Origin of the sequence: Pseudomonas sp. DE0010 (assembly GCF_007680745.1) — a bacterium.
Lineage (GTDB): Bacteria > Pseudomonadota > Gammaproteobacteria > Pseudomonadales > Pseudomonadaceae > Aquipseudomonas > Aquipseudomonas parafulva_B.
Genome location: NZ_VEJQ01000009.1, coordinates 52,823 through 72,694, shown reverse-complemented (window position 1 = coordinate 72,694; position 19,872 = coordinate 52,823). Strand labels below are relative to the sequence as shown.

General features: G+C 62.7%; 19 protein-coding genes. 10 read left to right on the top strand and 9 right to left on the bottom strand.

Annotated elements, in window-relative coordinates; translation table 11 throughout:
* Positions 1-2 precede the first annotated feature (2 nt).
* Complete coding sequence (locus FS767_RS09320) at positions 3-1,349, top strand: cytochrome c (RefSeq protein ID WP_144964960.1); 1,347 nt, start codon at positions 3-5, stop codon at positions 1,347-1,349.
* Between the two features lie 31 nt (positions 1,350-1,380).
* On the opposite strand, the gene FS767_RS09315 is transcribed toward FS767_RS09320, so the two are convergent.
* Together FS767_RS09315 and FS767_RS09310 are read right to left on the bottom strand one after the other, a co-directional pair.
* Positions 1,381-2,157: an ABC transporter substrate-binding protein gene (locus tag FS767_RS09315; protein ID WP_144964959.1), complete on the bottom strand. Its 777-nt coding sequence runs from the start codon at positions 2,155-2,157 to the stop codon at positions 1,381-1,383.
* 69 nt (positions 2,158-2,226) lie between these two features.
* A complete protein-coding gene (locus tag FS767_RS09310) occupies positions 2,227-2,544 on the bottom strand; it encodes a hypothetical protein (protein WP_144964958.1) in 318 nt (105 codons plus the stop codon).
* 311 nt (positions 2,545-2,855) lie between these two features.
* Here FS767_RS09310 and FS767_RS09305 point away from each other — a divergent pair, with 311 nt between their 5' ends.
* The 3 genes from FS767_RS09305 to FS767_RS09295 all read left to right on the top strand — a co-directional run bounded on the left by FS767_RS09305 (position 2,856) and on the right by FS767_RS09295 (position 5,803).
* Positions 2,856-4,601: a BCCT family transporter gene (locus tag FS767_RS09305; RefSeq protein WP_144964957.1), complete on the top strand. Its 1,746-nt coding sequence runs from the start codon at positions 2,856-2,858 to the stop codon at positions 4,599-4,601.
* A 118-nt stretch (positions 4,602-4,719) separates the two neighbouring features.
* Positions 4,720-4,977, top strand: a complete 258-nt coding sequence (locus tag FS767_RS09300; RefSeq protein WP_144964956.1) for a hypothetical protein — start codon at positions 4,720-4,722, stop codon at positions 4,975-4,977.
* A gap of 175 nt (positions 4,978-5,152) precedes the next feature.
* Positions 5,153-5,803, top strand: coding sequence for a TIGR04211 family SH3 domain-containing protein (locus tag FS767_RS09295; RefSeq protein WP_144964955.1), 651 nt, complete (start codon positions 5,153-5,155; stop codon positions 5,801-5,803).
* Between the two features lie 437 nt (positions 5,804-6,240).
* Here the strand turns inward: FS767_RS09295 and FS767_RS09290 are convergent, their stop codons facing one another.
* Positions 6,241-7,122 (bottom strand): LysR family transcriptional regulator, encoded by an 882-nt coding sequence (locus tag FS767_RS09290; RefSeq protein ID WP_144964954.1) that lies wholly within the window; start codon positions 7,120-7,122, stop codon positions 6,241-6,243.
* Between the two features lie 132 nt (positions 7,123-7,254).
* On the opposite strand from FS767_RS09290, the gene argC reads away from it, so the two are divergent.
* Together argC and FS767_RS09280 are read left to right on the top strand one after the other, a co-directional pair.
* A complete protein-coding gene (gene argC / locus FS767_RS09285; RefSeq protein ID WP_144964953.1) occupies positions 7,255-8,214 on the top strand; it encodes an N-acetyl-gamma-glutamyl-phosphate reductase in 960 nt (319 codons plus the stop codon).
* A 61-nt stretch (positions 8,215-8,275) separates the two neighbouring features.
* Positions 8,276-8,962, top strand: coding sequence for a GNAT family N-acetyltransferase (locus FS767_RS09280; RefSeq protein WP_144964952.1), 687 nt, complete (start codon positions 8,276-8,278; stop codon positions 8,960-8,962).
* A 44-nt stretch (positions 8,963-9,006) separates the two neighbouring features.
* On the opposite strand, the gene FS767_RS09275 is transcribed toward FS767_RS09280, so the two are convergent.
* The 5 genes from FS767_RS09275 to FS767_RS09255 form a co-directional block, all read right to left on the bottom strand.
* Positions 9,007-9,762 (bottom strand): ABC transporter permease, encoded by a 756-nt coding sequence (locus tag FS767_RS09275; RefSeq protein ID WP_144964951.1) that lies wholly within the window; start codon positions 9,760-9,762, stop codon positions 9,007-9,009.
* Positions 9,762-10,967 carry an ABC transporter substrate-binding protein gene (locus FS767_RS09270; protein ID WP_058605889.1) on the bottom strand — a complete coding sequence of 402 codons (1,206 nt, stop codon included), beginning with the start codon at positions 10,965-10,967 and terminating at the stop codon, positions 9,762-9,764. The genes FS767_RS09275 and FS767_RS09270 overlap by 1 nt, the downstream gene beginning before the upstream one ends.
* On the bottom strand, positions 10,954-11,775 hold the full coding sequence (locus FS767_RS09265; RefSeq protein WP_058605890.1) for an ABC transporter ATP-binding protein: 822 nt from the start codon (positions 11,773-11,775) through the stop codon (positions 10,954-10,956). Before FS767_RS09265 ends, FS767_RS09270 begins: the two co-directional genes overlap by 14 nt.
* On the bottom strand, positions 11,772-12,836 hold the full coding sequence (locus FS767_RS09260) for an acyl-CoA dehydrogenase family protein (protein WP_144964950.1): 1,065 nt from the start codon (positions 12,834-12,836) through the stop codon (positions 11,772-11,774). Before FS767_RS09260 ends, FS767_RS09265 begins: the two co-directional genes overlap by 4 nt.
* Positions 12,837-12,936: 100 nt before the next feature.
* Positions 12,937-13,500 carry a carboxymuconolactone decarboxylase family protein gene (locus tag FS767_RS09255; protein WP_023535132.1) on the bottom strand — a complete coding sequence of 188 codons (564 nt, stop codon included), beginning with the start codon at positions 13,498-13,500 and terminating at the stop codon, positions 12,937-12,939.
* Positions 13,501-13,602: 102 nt separating this feature from the next.
* Between FS767_RS09255 and FS767_RS09250 the strand changes: the two genes are divergently transcribed.
* Positions 13,603-14,514, top strand: a complete 912-nt coding sequence (locus FS767_RS09250) for an AraC family transcriptional regulator (RefSeq protein WP_058638357.1) — start codon at positions 13,603-13,605, stop codon at positions 14,512-14,514.
* Between the two features lie 283 nt (positions 14,515-14,797).
* Positions 14,798-16,423 (top strand): methyl-accepting chemotaxis protein, encoded by a 1,626-nt coding sequence (locus tag FS767_RS09245; RefSeq protein ID WP_144964949.1) that lies wholly within the window; start codon positions 14,798-14,800, stop codon positions 16,421-16,423.
* 48 nt (positions 16,424-16,471) lie between these two features.
* On the opposite strand, the gene FS767_RS09240 is transcribed toward FS767_RS09245, so the two are convergent.
* Positions 16,472-17,878: a cytosine permease gene (locus FS767_RS09240; protein WP_144964948.1), complete on the bottom strand. Its 1,407-nt coding sequence runs from the start codon at positions 17,876-17,878 to the stop codon at positions 16,472-16,474.
* A 316-nt stretch (positions 17,879-18,194) separates the two neighbouring features.
* Between FS767_RS09240 and FS767_RS09235 the strand changes: the two genes are divergently transcribed.
* Together FS767_RS09235 and FS767_RS09230 are read left to right on the top strand one after the other, a co-directional pair.
* Entirely contained in the window at positions 18,195-18,680 is a 486-nt protein-coding gene (locus FS767_RS09235) for a flavin reductase family protein (protein ID WP_023535123.1), read from the top strand.
* Between the two features lie 99 nt (positions 18,681-18,779).
* Complete coding sequence (locus FS767_RS09230) at positions 18,780-19,820, top strand: LLM class flavin-dependent oxidoreductase (protein ID WP_144964947.1); 1,041 nt, start codon at positions 18,780-18,782, stop codon at positions 19,818-19,820.
* Positions 19,821-19,872 lie beyond the last annotated feature (52 nt).

Sequence of the window (19,872 nt, the reverse complement as noted above, 5' to 3'; positions counted from 1 at the left end):
CCATGCACCCTCGTACTGCTAGAACCCTTGGCTGGCTGTTGCTGCCCTGCGCGGTCGCCGCTGGCCTGGCCGGTTGGTACGTCACCCGAGAGCCTGCTTCGCCGTTCTCTGATGAGCAGGCACGCGCCACCGACGACCCGGCATTGATCAGTCGCGGGGAATACGTCGCACGGCTGGGCGATTGCGTCGCCTGCCACAGCCTGCCTGGCGAACCGCCGATGGCCGGGGGGCTCGAGATGGCTACCCCGCTTGGCACGATCCACGCCACCAACATCACACCCGACCGGGAGACAGGCATCGGCGCCTACTCGCTGGCCGACTTCGACCGGGCCGTGCGCCACGGTGTGGCGCCTGGCGGGCGCCGCCTCTACCCCGCCATGCCGTACCCCTCCTACGCCAAGCTCAGCGACGACGACATACGTGCGCTTTACGCATTCTTCATGCGCAGTGTTCAGCCTGCACGACAGCCGAACAAGCCTGGCGACATACCTTGGCCATTGAACCTACGCTGGCCCATCGCCCTGTGGAACGGCGCGTTCGCACCCGCGAGCCCTTACGTGGCGAAGGACGACCAGAATGCACTGTGGAATCGCGGCGCCTACATCGTGCAGGGGCCTGGGCACTGCGGCAGCTGCCATACCCCCCGAGGCCTGGCTTTCAATGAAAAAGCCTTCGACGAGTCGGGCGCCCCGTATCTCGCAGGCGCCTTGCTCGACGGCTGGTACGCGCCCAGTTTGCGCAATGACCCTAACACCGGCCTTGGGCGCTGGAACGAGGCTGAGGTGGTGCAGTTTCTCAAGACCGGTCGCAATCGACATGCCGTGGTCTTCGGCTCGATGACCGAGGCATTCAACAACTCCACGCAGTTCATGACCGATGGCGATCTACAAGCCATCGCCCACTACCTCAAGGCACTGCCCGGCGATCCATCCCGTGACGGCAAACCCTGGGAGTATCAGCCCGAACCGACGCTCGTCCAGCTGGGGCGCCCGGGCGTACGCACGTACATGGCGCGCTGTGCCACCTGCCACGGCATGGACGGCAAGGGCCAGGGTGAGTGGATGCCGCCCCTGGCCGGCGCCACTTCTTTACTCGCCAACGAGGCTGCTTCGGCCATCAACATCACCCTGAACGGGTCGCAGCGGGCCGTGGCCGATGGCAGGCCCGATGCCTACCGCATGCCCGCCATGCGTGCACAACTGAGCGATCAGGAAACCGCAGAGGTGCTGAGCTATATCCGAAGTGCGTGGGGTAACCACGGCAACGCCGTCAAAGCTGCGGCAGTGGCCAAGCTGCGCAAAGATACGGATCCTGCCAGCCCCAGTCCGATCATCCTGCAGATGCGCTGACCCATGCCGCGCATTCGAGCACCGGAAGGCCTTAGCGGCTGCGCTCCAGGTTGAGTTTGAGCAGCTGCTGCGGTACCTCCTGCGCGTTGAGCTGCTGCATCGCCCGGCCCAAGGCTTCGCGCAGCGCCGGCTGATTGCACGGCGAAGCCTTGGACAGGGCCAGGTACAGGCCTTCGCTGGAGACAGGCGGCTGCAGGACCAGCACCTGCTGGTCGATGCCCAAGGTGCGCGCCAGGGCTAGACCTGGGTACTGCTCATAGATCACATAGTCACTGCGCCCGTGCATCAGCTTTTCGAAAGCCTGCCTGGCGCTGGGCACCGCCTCGAGCGTCAGGTGCTGCTTGGCGTAAGCATCGAACGGCTGGCCGTGACTGTTATTGACCAGCGTTCCACCCTTGAGTCCCTGCAGGTCCGACCATTGCCCGTAGACGAAGCCATGCCCCTGGCGGGCCCAGATCACGCTTGGTGTGGAGAGGAATGCCGGCAGGATGAAGTCCATCTGCTGCTGGCGGGCGTCGGTGATGAAGTAGCCGGCCATCAGGTCGACCCTGCCGGTACGAACCTCTTCCTGGGCCCTGGACCAAGGGCCTACATAGAGGACGTCGATTTCCAGGCCAAGGCTGTTGGCCAGGCGCGTGATCAGATCCGCATTGGCCCCAATCAGATGGTGCGGGTCCAGGGGGTCATGCCAAAGGTAGGGGGGATATTCCGGGTTTCCAGTGGCGGTAAGCCGTTTACACGGCTCGTCAGCCATTGCCAGCAGTGGCAATAGCCCAAGGCACAACAGGCCAACCCAACCCTTGATCATGCGAGACCTCCGGCAGACGACGCTGTGATACCTCGTTCCCTGCGCTGGGCTTTGGACTAAAAAGCTGCCTCAGGCGGTCAGTTCCAGCCGCGCGCGCTCCCCTGCCCGCTGGAACACCTCGCGCACCTCGTCGGCCTTGGCCTTGGTGACCGACTTGCCGCTCAGCAGCTCGTCGACCACGCGCAGGCCTTGCTCGACGGCAGTGGCCAATTGTTCAGCATCGGAGGCGTCGGCGATATCACCCAGATAAGGCGCGATGAGGTAGACATAACGATCCTGCAGTTTCAGCGTTTCCAGGGCATCGAGGGCCTGCTGGAAGCGATCGGCCGCGGCGGGGCTCATGCTCAATTTATCGAAATGAATCAGGCTCACACGATCAGTGGCCATGTTGACGAATCTCCGTTTCCTGATGCGGCCCAGGCCACGAGCAGCAGCGTGTCCACGCTACTCGGACAAGCAGGCCCGGGTGATGTCGATCAGGTTAACAGAACACGGCACAGAAAGGGTCATCCGCCCAGGAACTAAAAGTGACCAGCAGGTCGCGCAATGGAAGCCCCACGGCGCAACCGGGACAGGCAGCGGGATTTGGCGCGCAGGATAATCGCCCGGCAAACCACCCTGCCGAGAACGCCACCACGCGCTCGCCCCTACAACAACAAGCCTGTTTTAGCAGGCACGCCACACAGGGCTCCAACTTCATGGCAAAGGAACACTTCGCAGAGACACCCGATCTTGGCGTGACCGACCCCTCCAAAACCGACGAAGCCCGACAGGACCGGCGCCTGGAGGGCAAGCTCGACTGGGTCGTATTCGGCTTGACCAGCCTGTTGGCCATCGCGTTCGTGCTGTGGGGTTTCCTCAACCAGGTCAATTTGGCCAGCAGCGCGTCCAGTGCGCAGTCGTGGGTCATTCTCAACTTCGGCTGGTTCTTCGTACTGACCTCCACTGTGTTCGTCGTGTTCGTGCTGTGGCTGGCTGCCAGTCGTTATGGTCGCGTGCCGCTGGGCCGGGATGGAGAACTACCTGAGTTTCGAACGGTGTCGTGGGTAGCGATGATGTTCAGTGCCGGCATGGGCATCGGCCTGATGTTCTTCGGCGTGGCCGAGCCATTGTCGCACTACGTTTCTCCGCCGCCGGGCTCGACCACTGGCCAGTCGAGCGAAGCGATGCAGGTGGCCATGGCTACCACCCTGTTTCACTGGACGCTGCACCCTTGGGCGATGTATGCCATCGTCGGGCTCGCCATCGCTTACGGCACCTTCAGGCGCGGCCGCTCCCAGCTGATATCCGCAGCCTTCAGGCCCTTGATCGGCAAGCATGCCAATGGCCCGCTCGGCCGTCTGATCGACATGATGGCAATCTTTGCCACGCTGTTCGGCTCGGCCGCCTCGTTGGGGCTTGGTGCGCTGCAAATTGCAGGCGGCCTCGAATACAACGGCTGGATCGAGCACCCCGGCAAGCTGTTCTACATCGCGCTGATCACCGTACTGACCATTGCCTTCGTCACCTCGGCCGTGTCGGGCATCGGCAAGGGTATCCAGTGGCTGTCCAATACCAACATGGTGCTCGCACTGGTGCTCGCCGTGTTCGTGTTCCTGGTCGGGCCTACCTTGCTGATGCTGAACCTGCTGCCTACATCGATCGGCATCTACATCAAGATGCTGCCGGAAATGATGGCGCGTACCAATGCAAGCGGCGGCGAACCCATGAACGCCTGGCTGGCCGGCTGGACGGTGTTCTATTGGGCGTGGTGGATTTCCTGGACGCCTTTCGTTGGCATGTTCATCGCCCGCATCAGCCGGGGGCGCACCATTCGCCAGTTCGTCACCGGGGTATTGCTGGTGCCGAGCCTGGTCAGCCTGGTGTGGTTCACCATCTTCGGCGGGGCGGCCATCGATGCCTTGCGCGAAGGCGCCTTCGTACTGGCGGAGGGTGCGGTCAACAGCAACCATGCGCTGTACCAATTGCTCGCCAGTTACCCGTTGGCCTCTGCCACGTCGGTCCTGGTGATGATCCTGGTCGGTATCTTCTTCGTCTCCGGTGCCGACGCGGCGTCACTGGTCATGGGGACGTTGTCCGAACATGGCACCACTTCCCCTTCGCGGCGCACGGTGATTTTCTGGGGAGCGCTCACCGGCACGGTCGCAGCCATCATGCTGGCCATCGGTGACCCCAGCGCGCCAGACAAAGCCCTGACCGGGCTGCAAAACCTGACCATCGTAGTGGCCCTGCCCTTCGTGCTGGTCATGGTGCTGCTATGCCTGGCGCTTTATCGCGACCTGCGCAAGGACCCCATGATGCTGCGCCATCTGCGTGGTACCGAGCTGATCGAAAAAGCCGTGTTGTATGGCGCCGTCAAGCATGGCGAAGAGTTCTACATCGTCGTTCAGGAGAAGAAAGCCTCGGTGAAAGCGGTTGCAACCAAGGAGCTGACCGAATCATGAGGTCAGCAGGTCGGTCGCTCTGATACCTACCCGCGAAACTGGTAAAAGTGCCAGTTTCGTATTGCCAGCGACCGACGCAATATCGTCAGCGCCTCCCAGCCGCATGAGCGCAGCGCGCATGAATGACCTTCTGCAAGGTAGAGTCGCCTGGTTCGATACCGACCAGGCGTTTGGCTGCATCCTGGGAGCCAACGGCGTCAGCTTTCTACTTCAGGGGCGGCACCTGCTCGACCCTGGTACACCGCCCTGCCGCGGGCAGGTTTACCAATTCGAACCGGTGTACAGAAAAAATGCCTGGTGGGCCCTGCAGGCCTCGCCCTTACTGCCTCTGCCTGACGAATTGACGATCGGCGTGCCGGACGATCATCCAGATTGACCTGATGCACACTGCTGCGCAGCTCATCCATTTGCGCAACATGTTGAAGACTTTTCGCGATGCTAGCGGTGAACCAGCTTACAAAAAAACGGTCTTTCGCTGACGGTTCACTACCCGACCGGTTCGCGGCCCATCCACCGGCCTACATTTGTCCAGTTTCAGCGAAGACCCCAAAATGCCCGACTCCCGCCCAACTGCCTTTGCCCTCACTGCCCTGCGCGGCGGTCTGCTTGCCAGCGCGCTGGCGTTTGTCACGCCCGCGCACGCCGAGGCGCCAGCCAGCGATGCACGCTGGGTCAGTGACAGCCTCAGCACCTACGTACGCAGTGGCCCGACCGACGGCCACCGTATCGTCGGTACGCTAAAGTCCGGGCAGCCACTGACGCTGATCGGTACACAGGGCAACTACAGTCAGGTTCGTGGACAAAACGGTGATGTGGTGTGGATCCTTTCCAGTGACCTGCAATCAGTGCCTGGTCAGAACGAGCGCCTGCCTCAGCTCGATGCTCAGGTGGCCGAGCTGACAGGGCAATTGAAGACCATCGATGACAGCTGGAAAAACCGGGTGCAGGGTATGCAGGAAACCCTGGATTCGCGCAAGCAACTGGTCGATGAACTCCAGGCGCGCAACAAAGACTTGAACGAGCAGCTGGACCAGAGTCAATCGAACCTTCGCGACGCTCAGGCGCGCCTGGGTGACGAGAACAAGCAGGTGATGATGCGCTACATGGTGTATGGCGGCAGCATCGCAGGGGCCGGTTTGTTGGTCGGTCTCATCCTGCCGGCCTTGACTCGTGGGCGAAAAAAGAACGATCGCTGGTTCTAGGGCTGTATTGAGGATTGTCGTCTTGCACAGACCGGCAGATCTGCAAGTTTCAAAACGGACTTGCCGGCTCGTCAGACTGGCCGAGACGAGCCATAGAGCTGTCGCGACCATCTCTAACCCGAGCTGAAGACCTGGGGCTGCTGCGCAGCCCATCGCGGCCGGTCCGGCGCCCCGGCGAAGCCCCGCCTTGACCCTGGAATAGCTGAGATAGCGGGGGCTCAGACTCTCGCAAAAGCAACTGCCTAGCACTACCCCAAAGGCTAGCCGATTTCCGTGTAGGAGCGGTCTTGCCGGAGCGCCGGACCGGCCGCGATGGGCTGCGAAGCGGCCCCGGCAATATGCGCTGCGAAGCTGAAATCCTGGGGCTGCTGCGCAGCCCTGTTCCCATAAGTGCTCAACCCGTCATCCCCAGCATTCACCGCTACTGCGTTCCTATACTACTGACCCAGCCGCTCCAATGCTTGAAGCACAAAGGTAGTAGCCCTCTCCTGCCTGGCGTCCCGGCAGGCGATCCCCAACTGCCGCCACAACCCAGGCCGCAAAGGTCGACAGACCAGACGCGGGTCCGCCTCCATCGCTTCACCTTCCTGCGGCAGCAACGTTGCACCGTACCCGGCGCCCACCAGGCGCTTGATCGCGTCGTTGTAGTTCAACTCGATGCGCGGCTGTGGGTGCAGCCCGGCCGCTGCGAACCATTCGGTGCAGACCCGCGACAACTGCGTGCTGCTGTCATTGAGGATCAAAGGCCGCTCGGCCAGCCACTGGGGGGTGACAGCTGCCGGCGGCTGCCAGTCAGCCGGCATGTAGGCCAGGATAGGGTCTCGGCGCCAAGCGGTGACCGCCAGGCCCTTGCCCGCCACTTGTGGTAACGCTACCAGGCCAATGTCCAGCAGCCCTTCACGCAGCTGCACCAGGGACGCCTGTGAAGTGAGCACTTGCACCTGCACGTCGATGCCAGGGTGTTCACTGCGCAGGTGCTCGAGCGCCTCGGGCAGCAGGTGCGCGATGGCCCCGGTCGATGCGCCCAGCCGCACGCGCCCTGTCAGGCCTTGCACTTGATTGCGCACCTCATCCAAGGCCATTTCAGCATCGGCAAGCAGGCGTCTGGCGCGCACCAGCAGGGTTTCGCCGATGGCTGTCGGCCGAACCTGGCCGCGTGTGCGGGTCAGCAGCGAGGCGCCCACCCGCGACTCCAGCTCGGCCACGTGCAGGCTAATGGTGGGGGGTGCCAGATTGAGCTGACGGGCTGCCGCCGCAAAAGACCCAAGCTGGCTGATCACCACCAGCGTACGCAGGCGGTCAAGGCTGATTTCACGCACAGGGTTACGGCTTCCTTGAGGTAAACGTCGGAAGATTCAGAATAACTGAACGTGCCAGTCATGAAATGTAAATTTTCTTTATGCCCAGCTTAAGCGACTCTGGTGTCCGACCTACCGCCTGGACACGTGAACATGCATCTACCTCTTGTTTTCATCGATGGCGATCAAGGCACCACCGGGCTGCAAATCCATGCCCGCCTGCACGATCGCACGGACCTGCGCCTGCTGACACTTGCCGACGCGCAGCGCAAGGACCTCAGGTACCGCAGCGAGGCCATCAACCGTGCCGACATCGCCATACTTTGCCTGCCCGATGACGCTGCACGCGAAGCGGTGAGCGCGATCCACAACCCCGGTGTACGGGTGATCGATGCCAGCTCCGCCCACCGCACCGCGCCAGGTTGGACCTACGGTTTCGCCGAATTGAATCGGGACCAGGCTGCGCATATCGGCCAAAGTACCCGGGTCAGCAACCCTGGCTGCTACCCGACGGGCGCGATCGCATTGCTCGGCCCCCTGATCGCGGCTGGCTTGGTACCTGCCGACTACCCGCTGGCCATCCATGCCATCTCGGGCTATTCCGGCGGCGGGCGCGCAGCGGTGCAGCGGCACGAGCAGCAAGACGGTAGCGCCGCCTCGGCCTTGCTCATGTACGGGCTGGACCTGGCGCACAAGCACGTGCCCGAGATCCAGGCCCACGCCGGTCTATCGGCCCGCCCCATGTTCATGCCCGCCTACGGCGCCTATCGCCAGGGCATCGTCCTCAGCATCGCCCTGCACCTGCGCTTGCTGCCCGGCCAGGTCAGCGCGCAGCAGTTGCAGGCGTGTCTGGAGCAGCACTACCAGGGCGCCCGCCACGTGAAGGTGATGCCGCTGCAAACCCAGGGCACAGCCGAGCGCCTCGACCCGCAGGCGCTCAACGGGACCGATGATCTGCGCCTGGCGCTGTACGCCAACCCCTCGCAAGGCCAGGTGCTGTTGACCGCCGTCTTCGATAACCTGGGCAAAGGGGCTGCCGGGGCTGCCGTGCAGAACCTGGACTTGATGATCGACGCCATGCGCGCCCACGGCGATAACGGCAAAAACGGGTAGACTGTACAGCCCGCGCACTCATGTTGCGGGCTGTATTCCATTCGCCGGAGCCTGTTTGCCGATGTACATCCTGAGCCGCCTGTCCAGCGTGCCACCCGAGTCGTTCCAGAACCAGATCCGTGAACTGGTCATCCACCAAGTGGGTGAGCTGAGCAGTGTCGCCATTACGCCTGATAACCCGTTGTACCCCTTGTACCAGTACGGTGTAGGCATGGAGGTGCACCAGTATCTGCAAGCACTCGATGGTACCCGCGGGCTGCGCGTTGCCCTGACCCTGGCACTCGATGCCGATGCCCCGGACCAGTTACTGGGCTTTGCTCTGGCATTGCCAGCCGACAACGACGACCAGGCCTGCGCCCTGGCGTTCCTGGCTGTAGCGCTCACGCACCGCCGCCAGGGGATCGCACGCGCCTTGCTGGCCGACCTGCAGGCTCAGTACCGCTACATTGAACTGAATGCCTTTGCCCACCAGGTGCCGTGGTTCGAAGCCATGGGTATGCAAGCGGTCTCGGCCAACGGCCCACAGGTACTGATGAGCAGTACCGGTCAAGGCGGTGATGCCCTGATCGGGCGCTTGGACATCGCGCCTATCTACCAGACGACCGAAGTCATGCAAATCCACACCTATCTGCTGAACCAGCACGGCGAAGACGCCATGATCGAGGCCGAACAGCGTCGGGACGAGCATCTGGATGAGCTAGCCCTTCAGGCCCAGGCCTGCGTGCAGCAACGCCTGACGGTACATTGACTCCCCTACTCCTGCGCCGGTGACAAGGCGCAGGTCGTCCGCACTCAGGCATGCACCCAACGGCGATGCAGGCCGCGGGCCAGCGCATCCAGGGCAAAGCCCAGCACCCCGATCAGCAGCACCATGGCCATCAGCTCGGAATAGGCCAGTCGGTCGCGTGTATCGAGAATGAAGTATCCCAGGCCTGCGCTCACCCCGAGCATCTCGCAGGGCACCAGCACGATCCACAAAATGCCGATGGCCAGCCGTACCCCTGTGAGCACGTGCCCGATCACGCCGGGGACAATCACCTTGCACAGGGTTTCCCAACGGGTGGCGCTCAGGCTTCGGCTGAGCTGCAGCCAGCGCGGGTCCAGTTGCCGCACCCCGGCAGCGGTATTGAGCAGGATCGGCCACAGCGCAGCGAACGCCAGCAGGAAGTAGATGGGCTGATCGCCCACCCCCATCAGCATCACCACGACCGGCATCCACGACAGCGGCGAGATCATGCGCAGGAACTGGAACGCAGGGGTAGTCGCCGCCTCCAGGTGTCGGTAGCTGCCCACCAGCAGCCCAAGGGGCACACCGATCAGCAGCGCCAGCAGCAAACCGACCAGGATGCGTTTGAGGCTGACCCAGATATGACCGTACACCTCGCCTTGCCCAAGCAGCTCGATCAGGCTGGTAAAGGTGGCCGAGGGCGAGAAGCGTGCCGACAGGCCATCGGGCTGGCCGAAGGCTGCCACCCCTGCCCACCAGACCAGCAGCAACCCCAGCAACCCGGCCAGCCCCAGGCTGGCATGCACCACATGCTTGCGCATCAGACCGCGAACTCCTCGCTGCGCTCGAAGGTGTCGGCAATACCGAAGACCGAAGGCCCGCCGACGCTGGCGATGGCATTGCGCACAAAACGATCGTCTACCAAGTCACCGGCCACGTGTGCCGGGTCCAGGTCGGCGAGAAACGCGTTGTTGCCTTCGATCAAGGTGCGCTTGAGCCGCGTGACGAGCTCCTGGGTGTAGCTGGGGTACGGATAAGGCTGGAAGTCGATGCGTTTCTCATCCCACTGCTGGTGCTGTATGGCACCGGTGGCGATGTAGTCGGCACGGTCGCTGGCAGCAGGTGCCAGCACCTTGGTCAACACCGCGGGATCGTGTGGGGTGTACTTGTTAGGGCCTGCCTTGGACAGCAAAGCAGCCGCCTCGGCCCGGTGCTCGCGGGTCCATTGCTGGGCCTTGACGATGGCGTTGACCACCTTCTGCGACCAGTCCGGCCGGTTGTTCAGGTCGTGTTCGTGCATGAACACCACGCAGCAGGCATGGTTGCGCCAGACGTCCCCGGTGAAGCGCTGCACGCGCCCGACCTTGAGGTTTTCGGCCAAGGCGTTGAACGGCTCGGCGACGATGTAGCCGGCGATGCGCTTACTGGCCAGGGCCGGGGGCATGTCCGAGGGAGGCAGCACCAGCAGGTTCACTTCGTTGGCGGCAAGCGCTGCTGTGGCGGGTTTGGACACGGCGGTCAGGCCACTGTCCGCGAGCATCTGTTGCAGCACAACGTTATGAATCGAATACCAGAACGGAATGGCCACGGTCTTGCCACCGAGCTGTTTCATGTCGGTAATATCTGGCGCCACCGTCAGCCCCGAGCCGCCCACGTGGTTCCAGGCCACCACTTTGGCTGGCACCTTGCTTGCGTAACGCGCCCATACCGTCATCGGTGACAGCAGGTGAATGACGTTGACCTGCCCGGAAATGAACGCTTCGATCACCTGTGCCCAACTGCGCAGCAAGACCGGCCGTTCGGCCTTGATGCCTTCGGCCTCGAACAGGCCATTGTTGTGCGCCACCAGCAACGGGGTGGCATCGGTGATGGGTAGATAACCGATGCGCACAGGCGCATCGGGTTCGGCGGCGGCGCGTGCCTGCAAGCTGGACAGCAGCGGCAATGCGCCCGCTGCGGTCAGCAGTGCGCTCATCTTGAGAAAATCGCGACGCGAAGAAGCGGCGCAGCAGTCATCCATGCACATGGACAGCCTCCGAGGGCAAGGGGGTGGGTTGGGGTTCGACTGTGCGGCTTGCCCGCCGAAGGGTTTTGAGAATCTCGATGCGCAAGGCGCCCAATGCCTCGACCTGCTGCGTCCGGGGTTGCGGCAGGTCGACGAGCCATTGCCCGAGCGTGTGCGCTGGGTGGTCGCCCAGTAGCAATACGCGGTCGGACAACAGCAGGGCTTCGTCGATGTCATGTGTAATCAGGACCGCCGCGGTGTTGTGCGTGGCGATCAATTGCAGCAGCAGTTGCTGCATGTCGGCGCGGGTCACCTCGTCCAGCGCGCCGAACGGCTCGTCGAGCAGCAGCACTTCTGGCTGGCGCGCCAGGCATCGGGCCAGTGCCGTGCGCTGGGCCATGCCACCGGAGAGCTGGGCCGGGTACTGGTTGCGTGCATGATCCAGGCCTACGGCAGCAATGGCATGGTCGACGCGCGCCCGACGCTCGTCTGCGGCAAGCGTTGGCTGGCGGGCGAAGTCCAGGCCGAAGGCGACGTTCTTCTCCAGGCTCAGCCAAGGCAGCAGGCTTGGGTCCTGAAAGGCCACCGCCAGGCGCGGATGCGGGCCCTGCAGCGGCTGGCCGTGCAGCATCACGTGCCCGCCCTGGGGTTGCTGAAGGCCCGCAAGCACGCGCAGCAGGCTGGACTTGCCGACACCGCTGGGGCCCAGGATGCTCACCACCTCGCCTGGGGCCAGTTGCAGGTCGAACCGGGCCAGTACCTGCTGCCAGCCCTCGGCACGGGGGTAGCCCAGGCTGATGTCCTTGGCTTGTAGCACAACGTGGGTCATGCCGATGCTGCCTGGCGATGAAGTTCAGCGCGCAGTTGCACCAGGCTGGGCGTGACGATGGGTACGAAGGCTGACTCACGCCAGCGCCGCGCGAAGCCTTCGCCATATTCGCACAGGTAAGCTTTGCCGCCGCTGGCCTGTAGCTCAAGCTGCACGGCATCGGCGGCGCACTCGGCCAGGGTGATGCGCAATTTGAACAGCGCTGCCGGCTGCTCCCTGAAGCGCTCATCGAGCAGCCCTTGCTTGAGCTCACCCACGGTGTTCTCCAGGCGAGCACTGAGTACCTGCCTGGCTTCATTCAGGAACGAAGCGCGCCCGTGCAGGTGACCCTGGACTTCTTCCAGCGCCCTGCGCGCCAGGCCGATGGCCATGCCGCACTGCAGCCCCAGGAAAGCCGGCCGCACACGGGGCAGGAACTGGCGGGCGTTGTCGTGCAGCAACCAGTCACGCGACAATTGCACCTGGTGGAAGGCCAGCGCAGCGGTGTTACTCGACTGCAAGCCCATCAGTTGCAGGTCGTCAGAGCGCTCAAGACCTTGTGCATCCGACGGAATGGCCAGCACGAAGGGGGCGCCACCGGCGTCATCCTCGATGGCAGCGGCTACAACGAAGCCGCTCTTGCGCAGGTTGGTCACCCAGTGCAACCGCCCTTCCAAATCCCAGCCATCCTCCTGGGGCCGGCCGCGCACCTGTAGCGTCTCGATACCCGAAAGAAACTTCATGGCGTTGGACAAGCCCGTGGCGCCGGCCAGCTCACCGCTCAACAGCGCAGGCAGCAGCCGTTCGCGCAGCCCGGCATTGGGGCTTTGCAGCAGGTATTCGATGAAGGCCCGCTGCCCCCAGCACACGAAGGCCGTGGCCAGTGAACGACTGGCAATGGCTGCGATGGCCTCCACCGCGTCGGTGATCTGGCCACCTGAACCGCCCAGGGCAGGGTCGATGCCAACGCGCAGCAATTGCGACTGCGCTATCTGGGACAGCACCTGTTGCGGCTCGCACTGGCCACGGTCGATGGCTTCGGCATTGGCATCCAGCCACTGTCGAAATGCGCACTCTTGCATGTTTTCTTGCTCCTTTTGAAACGCCGCGGCCGCCTGGCGACCCGTTCACGGCCACTGGCCGTTCCTGCACCGACCGCCAAAGCGGCGGGTTGCCTGCGTCTTACGCAGACGGCTGTTGCCAGCGATACTTACCCAGCTCGTCGTTGAGCGGCGTCTGGGCGAACACATTAGCAAAGTTGCACAGGGTTGCGAGGCTGACACCCAGAATCACTTCCAGCGCATTGCCCTCGGTGAAGCCCGCGTCGCGAAAAGCCTGGTAAGTGGCCGGGCTCACATCGCCGCGGGTGGCGATCACTTCGCGGGCAAACGCCGCCAGGGTTTCGTATCGCGCGTCGGGAAGCTCGCCGCGCGCGCGCAGGGCGTCGACCACTTCGTGGGGCAGCTTGGCTTTGTTCAGGGCCACCGCCGTGTGGCCCGCCACGCAGAAGTCGCAACCGTGCTGGGTGGCAGCGATCAACTGAACCACTTCGCGCTCGGCCAAGGTCAGCTCTGACTTGCCGTTCAACGCCGAAACGGTGACATAGGTTTCCAGCGCGGCTGGGGCGTTGGCCAGGACACGCAGCAGGTTGGGGATGAAGCCCGAGTTCTTCTGGGCGTTTTCGAGGAACGGCTTGGCCGCCTCTGGTGCGGTCTGCAGGTCGTGTAGGGTAATGCGCGAGGACATGGGGTACTCTCCTTTGCCGTGTATCAGTACAGTCTGTTGGTTATAAGAATTACGCTCCATATTCATCAGTCGTTTTTACTTGCTCCTGAGTGTTTGCCTTAGATGATTTCGTCCAGCCATCTCGTCGAGCGGTTATTAGAAAGCCTCGAGCTAGACGCCAGCCTGTTTCATGTCGGCCGTTACTGTGGAGGCTGGCACGCCAGCACCCACGGCATGGGCCACGCCAGTTTTCACCTGGTCGTGCAAGGCGGCTGTTGGCTGCACGCAGAGACCCTCGAGCAGCCGGTGCGCCTGGAGCGCGGCGATGCCGTGTTCCTGCTGCGTGACGTGAGCTATCGGCTTGCCAGCGAAGCCGATGCCGCGCAGGCCTGCGCCCAACCGCGCCAGCCCATGCAGCCCCTTGATGCCGAGGCGAGCGATGGGGTGGGCCTGGTCTGTGGGTTCTTCCATTTCAGCAGCGGCCTCTCGGCGCTGATCATCGACGCAATGTCCGATCTGATCATCCTGCGCGCCGAGGATCCCGCAGGTAGCGCTGCACGCGCCTTGTTCGATCTGATTCTGGAAGAATGCCGGCGCGCCAACGGGCCCTCTCAAGTCTTGCTGGAGCGACTGACGCACCTGTTGTTCCTGTATGCCCTGCGCCAACAGGTGCATGGCGCTCAGCCGCTGGGTGGGCTGATCGCCCTTGCCCGCCAGCCGGTGTTTGCGGACTTGCTCGAACAGTTGATCAAGGCGCCTGGGGCCATCTGGACGCTGGAACGCATGGCGGCGTGCACGGGTTTGTCGCGGTCGGCGTTCTTCAAGCGTTTCAGCGAGCTGGCCGGGCAGTCACCCGGCCAAGTGCTGTTGGCACTGCGCATGCGCCATGCCAGCCAGTTGCTGCGCGCCGGCCATACGGTCGAGCAGGTAGGTGCTCAGGCGGGGTATCAGTCGGTAGCGGCGTTCACGCGTGCCTTCGCCAAGGCCGTGGGCGTACAGCCGGGTGCGTATCGGCGTCAGCAAAGTGGACGTTAAGAGGCTGTTCTCCAGATGCGGGCCCGAGCTTTACGCGGCACGTGGGAGCGGCGTCGCCGGGGCGCCGGCGAGGCCGCTCCCACAAGGGCTGGATCTATAGCACCGGCACTCTCATCTCGTTACATTGCATGACTGTCCTACAATAATGGCTTTATGTCATCATCCGCGCGTTCAAGTCCACCGCTCTCCCCTCCTGCCCCATAGCATCCCCAGAGCCTGTCGCCGTCTCGAACGGCTTGCGCCGACGCGCCTCGCCCCTGCACGCCTTCCCTAGGAGCCTTCAATGCATTTCAGGAACATGAAGATCGGCATTCGCGCAGCCTGCGTGTTTGCCTTGTTAGGCATGCTGATCCTGACCATGGGGCTGGTCGCCCTGTATGAAACACAGCAGATGGATGAGTCCACGGATGAAATCCGCCTGACCTGGATGCCCACCGTCATGTCGCTCAGTGCAATCAACAGCAACCTGGGCCGTACTCGCGCCCTCACCCTGCGCGGTGCATTGGAAGAGAATGCCAGCGAGCGCACCCGCTACCTGAGTACGATCCAGAGTATCGAACGCGAATTGGATGAAGGCTTCGAGGCCTACGTGGCCACCATCGTATCCAACGAAGACCGCGCGCTGTTCGAAACCGCTCGCAGCGCCTACCAGCATTACCACGAGCTCCAGGAAACGGTCCTGGCCGAGCTTTCGGCCGGGCGCATGGACAGTGCTCGCCAGCTGATCAACGGCCCGCTGACGCCACGTGCCGAAACGATGATGCAAGCCATGTCCACGCTCATCGCCTTCAACGCCAAAGGCGCAGAAGCCGCCTCCCAGCTGAGCAGCGACGTGGCCGATGAGGCGTTAGTGGCCATTATCACGGCATTGGTTGTGATCCTGCTGGCACTGGTGATGATCGCCTACCTGCTCACACGCAGCATCATCGTGCCGCTAGCCCAAGCCGTTACCGCCGCAGAGCGCGTGGCGGCCGGTGACCTGACCCAGCCCATCCAGGCCGAGGGCCGCGACGAGCCCGCCTTGCTGCTGCAGGCCCTGGCCCGCATGCAAGCCAACCTGCGCCAGACCATTGCCCGCATTGCGGCCTCGTCGGACCAACTGGCGTCGGCGTCCGAAGAGCTGCACACCGTGACCGAAGACACCAGCCGTGGCCTGCACCAGCAAAGCGCCGAAATCGACCAGGCTGCCACGGCCGTCAACCAGATGACCGCAGCCGTGGAAGAAGTCGCCAGCAATGCCGTGAGCACAGCGGACGCTTCCAAAGGCGCAGACCGCACGACCCGCGACGGGCGTGATCAGGTCAACCAGGCACTGCAATCCATCGAGCAGTTGGTAGCCGAAGTTACCGGCACTTCGGCGCAGGTGCAGCAGCTGGCGAGCAGCGCCAATGAAATTACCCGGGTGCTGGACGTGATCGGCGCTATCGCAGGGCAGACCAACCTCCTGGCACTCAACGCCGCCATCGAAGCGGCGCGGGCAGGTGAAGCGGGCCGAGGGTTCGCGGTGGTGGCCGACGAAGTGCGCGCCCTCGCCCACCGCACTCAACAATCGACTGCGGAAATCGAACAGATGATCGCGGGCATCCAGAACGGCACCGAACGCGCCGTGATGGCGATGTCCAGCAGTCAGGGTCGGGCGGCCGGTACGTTGGAGGTGGCCCAAGGTGCTGGGCGCGCGCTTGAGGTCATCGCCGAGGCCATCGCCTCGATCAACCAGCGTAACCTGGTGATCGCAAGCGCCTCGGAGGAACAGGCCCAGGTGGCCCGAGAAGTGGATCGCAACCTGGTCAACATCCGTGATCTGTCAATGCAGACCTCGGCCGGGGCCAACCAGACCAGCGCAGCAGCGCAGGATCTGTCACGTCTGGCGGTAGACCTCAATGCCATGGTTGCGCAATTCAAGGTGTGATCCTGTGAGAGGGGCCGACCAGCGGCCCCTCAACGTGAGGCCGCAGGCTCACTTGCTGACGCTGACCACCCGCCCCACGTTCTGCGCTGCCTTGCCACGGGTTGCCAGGCAGTAGTACAGCGGCACCGTTACCAACAAACCGAACAGCCACGACAGGTCGGCCCCTTCGACGATGTTCGAGTACGGGCCGACATACAGCGCCGTGTTGGCGAATGGCAATTGCACCAGGATGCCGCAGGCATAGGCAATGATCGCGTGGTGGTTGAAGCGGCCATAGATACCGCCGTCGGCGCTGAAGATCGAGGCGATGTCGTACTGGCCTTTCTTGATCAGGTAGAAGTCGACCAAGTTGATAGATGCCCAGGGCACCAGCACCAGCAGAAGCGCCAGGATCAGGCCGATGAACTGGCCGATGAAGTCGGCCGATGCATTGAGCGCAACCAGTGCGCAGGCCACGAGGATGACGCTGGCCAGCACCACACGTACCTTGATGCTCGGCGTCCACTGGGCGAAGAACGTCTGGATCGCTGTCACGATCGAAAGCACGGCGCCGTACAGGTTCAGGGCGTTATGGCTGATGATGTTGAGCAGGAACAGCACCATCAGGATCGGCCCGAGCCAGCCGGTGGCCTGTTTGACGGCATCCATGGCATCGGTGCCTTCGGGCACGCACAGCACGGCCACTGCCCCGAAGCTGAAGCACAGGATGGTGCCCAGGGTGGCGCCGAAGTAGGTCGCCCAGAATGGACGCGCGATCCCTACCTCACGCGGCAAGTAGCGCGAATAGTCGGAGGTGTACGGCGAGAAGCTGATCTGCCAGATCGTGCCCAGCGACACGGTGGCGATGAACCCGGACAGGTTGAAGGCACCACGGCTGAAGAAGTCGCCCGGCAGTACCTGGGTGAACATCATGATGAACCCAGCCAGCAACGCCGAGCCCATCACCCAGGTGCCGATGCGGTTCAGAATATGGATGAAGCGATAGCCCACGACGCCGATGGCAGTGGCGCTCAAGGCGCCGATCACGATCGCGCCGGGCATGGGGACCGTGGGTGCGATGCCGTGGATCGTCTTGCCTGCCAGCACGATGTTGGAAATGAAGAAGCCCACGTAGATCAGCGCGGTGAAGAAAACGATCAGCAGCGCGCCGTAGCGCCCGAACTGGCCCCGGCTCTGCACCATCTGCGGAATGCCCAGCTGCGGCCCCTGTGCAGAGGCCAAGGCAATCACCACGCCTCCCAGCAAGTGCCCCATGACGATGGCGATCAACCCCCACAACAGGTTCAGGTGGAACACCTGGATCACCATGGCGCCGGTGACGATGGGCAGTGGCGCAATGTTGGTGCTGAACCAGAGGGTAAACAGGTCGCGCGCCTTCCCATGGCGCTCGGCAGGTGGAACGTAATCGACCGTGTGATTCTCGACAAACTGATGTTGCGACGACGGTTGGGACATGGTTTTTAGCTCGAAAGGTCGTTTTTATCGTTGTAAGGAAACCGCATCTAGGCGGCCTCTCAGCTGAAGACCATATTATGGTATTCCAAGGTTTTGACAATACTGATCCGCATTTCAAAATGTCAGCTGATCCGATTCAGCGGCTACCGCAATCCGTCAACTTAGGCCTATAGGCCTTGAAATGCGCGGCTTTGGACCATTCATCGTGGTGTTGGCCAAGTCGAAAAATGTGCTTGCAAAAAAGGTATTACGGTATACCATCAGACACATCAACGATAAAAAACGCGGCCCACCGCAGCTTTAAGAGGTACATCAGATGATCGACGCAACCGTCTACAAGAACGTCCTGGGTTCCTTCCCATCCGGCGTTACCGTCATCACCACCCTGGACGACGACGGCTCGGTCGTTGGCTTGACCGCCAGCGCCTTCTCATCCCTGTCGATGGACCCTCCCCTGGTGCTGTTCTGCCCCAACTACACCTCCGACTCCTATCCGGTGCTGATCAAGCACAAACGCTTCGCCATTCATCTGTTATCCGGCAATCAGCAGGCCGAGGCCTACGCCTTCGCCAAGAAGGGCAAGGACAAGGCCGCCGGCATCGAGTGGTCGTTGAGCGCGCTGGGCAACCCCATTCTCGCCGGTGCTACCGCCGTGATCGAATGCGAGCTGTGGCGCGAATACGAAGGGGGCGATCACGCAATCATGGTGGGCAAGGTGCACAACCTGATCGTGCCGGAGCAAGCGCCGCTGCCGATGGTGTACTGCCGCGGGAAGATGGCCAGCCTGCCTGCACTCGCCTGACCTCTGCCCCCCTGAACGCACTTGGCGCAAAGCATTGCGCTGTCCGCTGCGATACCCGGCTGTACGCCGGGTGACACTACCCAGTCCGAGGAATGCCCCATGAAATTTTCGTTGTTCGTGCACATGGAACGTTGGGATGAACAGGTCAGCCACCGCCAGTTGTTCGAAGACCTCACCGAACTGACCTTGATGGCCGAAGACGGCGGTTTCAGCACCGTGTGGATCGGCGAACATCACGCCATGGAATACACCATTTCGCCAAGCCCCATGCCATTGCTGGCTTATCTGGCGGCGCGTACCGAGAAGATCCGCCTGGGCGCTGGCACCATCATCGCCCCGTTCTGGAACCCGATCCGCGTCGCCGGCGAATGCGCTTTGCTCGATGTGATCAGCAACGGGCGCATGGAGGTGGGTCTGGCCCGTGGCGCCTATCAATTCGAATTCGATCGCATGGCCAATGGCATACCAGCCACCGATGGCGGCAAGGCGCTGCGCGAAATGGTGCCTGTGGTACGCAAGCTGTGGGAGGGTGACTACGCCCATGAAGGCGAGGTGTACAAGTTCCCGACCTCCACCAGTGTTCCCAAGCCGTTCAATGCCACTCCACCCATGTGGATCGCGGCCCGTGACCCTGACTCGCATAACTTTGCCGTGGCCAATGGCTGCAACGTGATGGTGACGCCGCTGATGAAGGGCGACGAGGAAGTGCTGGACCTTCGCAACAAGTTCCAGGCCGCCTTGGACAACAACCCCGACGTGCCGCGCCCACAATTGATGGTATTGCGCCACACCCACGTACACAGCCCGCAAGAGCCGGACGGCTGGAAGGTGGGCGCCAGCGCCATCTCGCGTTTCTACCGCACGTTCGACGCCTGGTTCGGCAACAAGACCATGCCGGTCAATGGTTTCCTGGAGCCCAGCCCTGAAGCGAAGTTCGCCGAAGTGCCTGCATTCGAGCTGGAGAACATCCGCAAGAACACCATGATTGGCACTGCGGAAGAAATCATCGCGCGCATCAAGTACTACCAAGAACTGGGCGTCGATGAATTCAGCTTCTGGTGTGACAACAGCTTGCCCCACGCCGAGAAGAAAAAATCGTTGGAGCTGTTCATCAAGGAAGTGATCCCGGCATTCACCTGAATTCCCTTTACCTGATTTTTTGCGGGGCATGCCCGCTCGCGCGGGTCGTCTG

Bases quoted from the DNA above. Each gene is read 5' to 3' on its own strand.
- FS767_RS09320 (WP_144964960.1), top strand. From the start codon at position 3: ATGCACCCTCGTACTGCTAGAACCCTTGGCTGGCTGTTGCTGCCCTGC.
- FS767_RS09315 (WP_144964959.1), bottom strand. From the start codon at position 2,157: ATGATCAAGGGTTGGGTTGGCCTGTTGTGCCTTGGGCTATTGCCACTG.
- FS767_RS09310 (WP_144964958.1), bottom strand. From the start codon at position 2,544: ATGGCCACTGATCGTGTGAGCCTGATTCATTTCGATAAATTGAGCATG.
- FS767_RS09305 (WP_144964957.1), top strand. From the start codon at position 2,856: ATGGCAAAGGAACACTTCGCAGAGACACCCGATCTTGGCGTGACCGAC.
- FS767_RS09300 (WP_144964956.1), top strand. From the start codon at position 4,720: ATGAATGACCTTCTGCAAGGTAGAGTCGCCTGGTTCGATACCGACCAG.
- FS767_RS09295 (WP_144964955.1), top strand. From the start codon at position 5,153: ATGCCCGACTCCCGCCCAACTGCCTTTGCCCTCACTGCCCTGCGCGGC.
- argC (WP_144964953.1), top strand. From the start codon at position 7,255: ATGCATCTACCTCTTGTTTTCATCGATGGCGATCAAGGCACCACCGGG.
- FS767_RS09280 (WP_144964952.1), top strand. From the start codon at position 8,276: ATGTACATCCTGAGCCGCCTGTCCAGCGTGCCACCCGAGTCGTTCCAG.
- FS767_RS09275 (WP_144964951.1), bottom strand. From the start codon at position 9,762: ATGCGCAAGCATGTGGTGCATGCCAGCCTGGGGCTGGCCGGGTTGCTG.
- FS767_RS09270 (WP_058605889.1), bottom strand. From the start codon at position 10,967: ATGTGCATGGATGACTGCTGCGCCGCTTCTTCGCGTCGCGATTTTCTC.
- FS767_RS09265 (WP_058605890.1), bottom strand. From the start codon at position 11,775: ATGACCCACGTTGTGCTACAAGCCAAGGACATCAGCCTGGGCTACCCC.
- FS767_RS09260 (WP_144964950.1), bottom strand. From the start codon at position 12,836: ATGCAAGAGTGCGCATTTCGACAGTGGCTGGATGCCAATGCCGAAGCC.
- FS767_RS09255 (WP_023535132.1), bottom strand. From the start codon at position 13,500: ATGTCCTCGCGCATTACCCTACACGACCTGCAGACCGCACCAGAGGCG.
- FS767_RS09250 (WP_058638357.1), top strand. From the start codon at position 13,603: ATGATTTCGTCCAGCCATCTCGTCGAGCGGTTATTAGAAAGCCTCGAG.
- FS767_RS09245 (WP_144964949.1), top strand. From the start codon at position 14,798: ATGCATTTCAGGAACATGAAGATCGGCATTCGCGCAGCCTGCGTGTTT.
- FS767_RS09240 (WP_144964948.1), bottom strand. From the start codon at position 17,878: ATGTCCCAACCGTCGTCGCAACATCAGTTTGTCGAGAATCACACGGTC.
- FS767_RS09235 (WP_023535123.1), top strand. From the start codon at position 18,195: ATGATCGACGCAACCGTCTACAAGAACGTCCTGGGTTCCTTCCCATCC.
- FS767_RS09230 (WP_144964947.1), top strand. From the start codon at position 18,780: ATGAAATTTTCGTTGTTCGTGCACATGGAACGTTGGGATGAACAGGTC.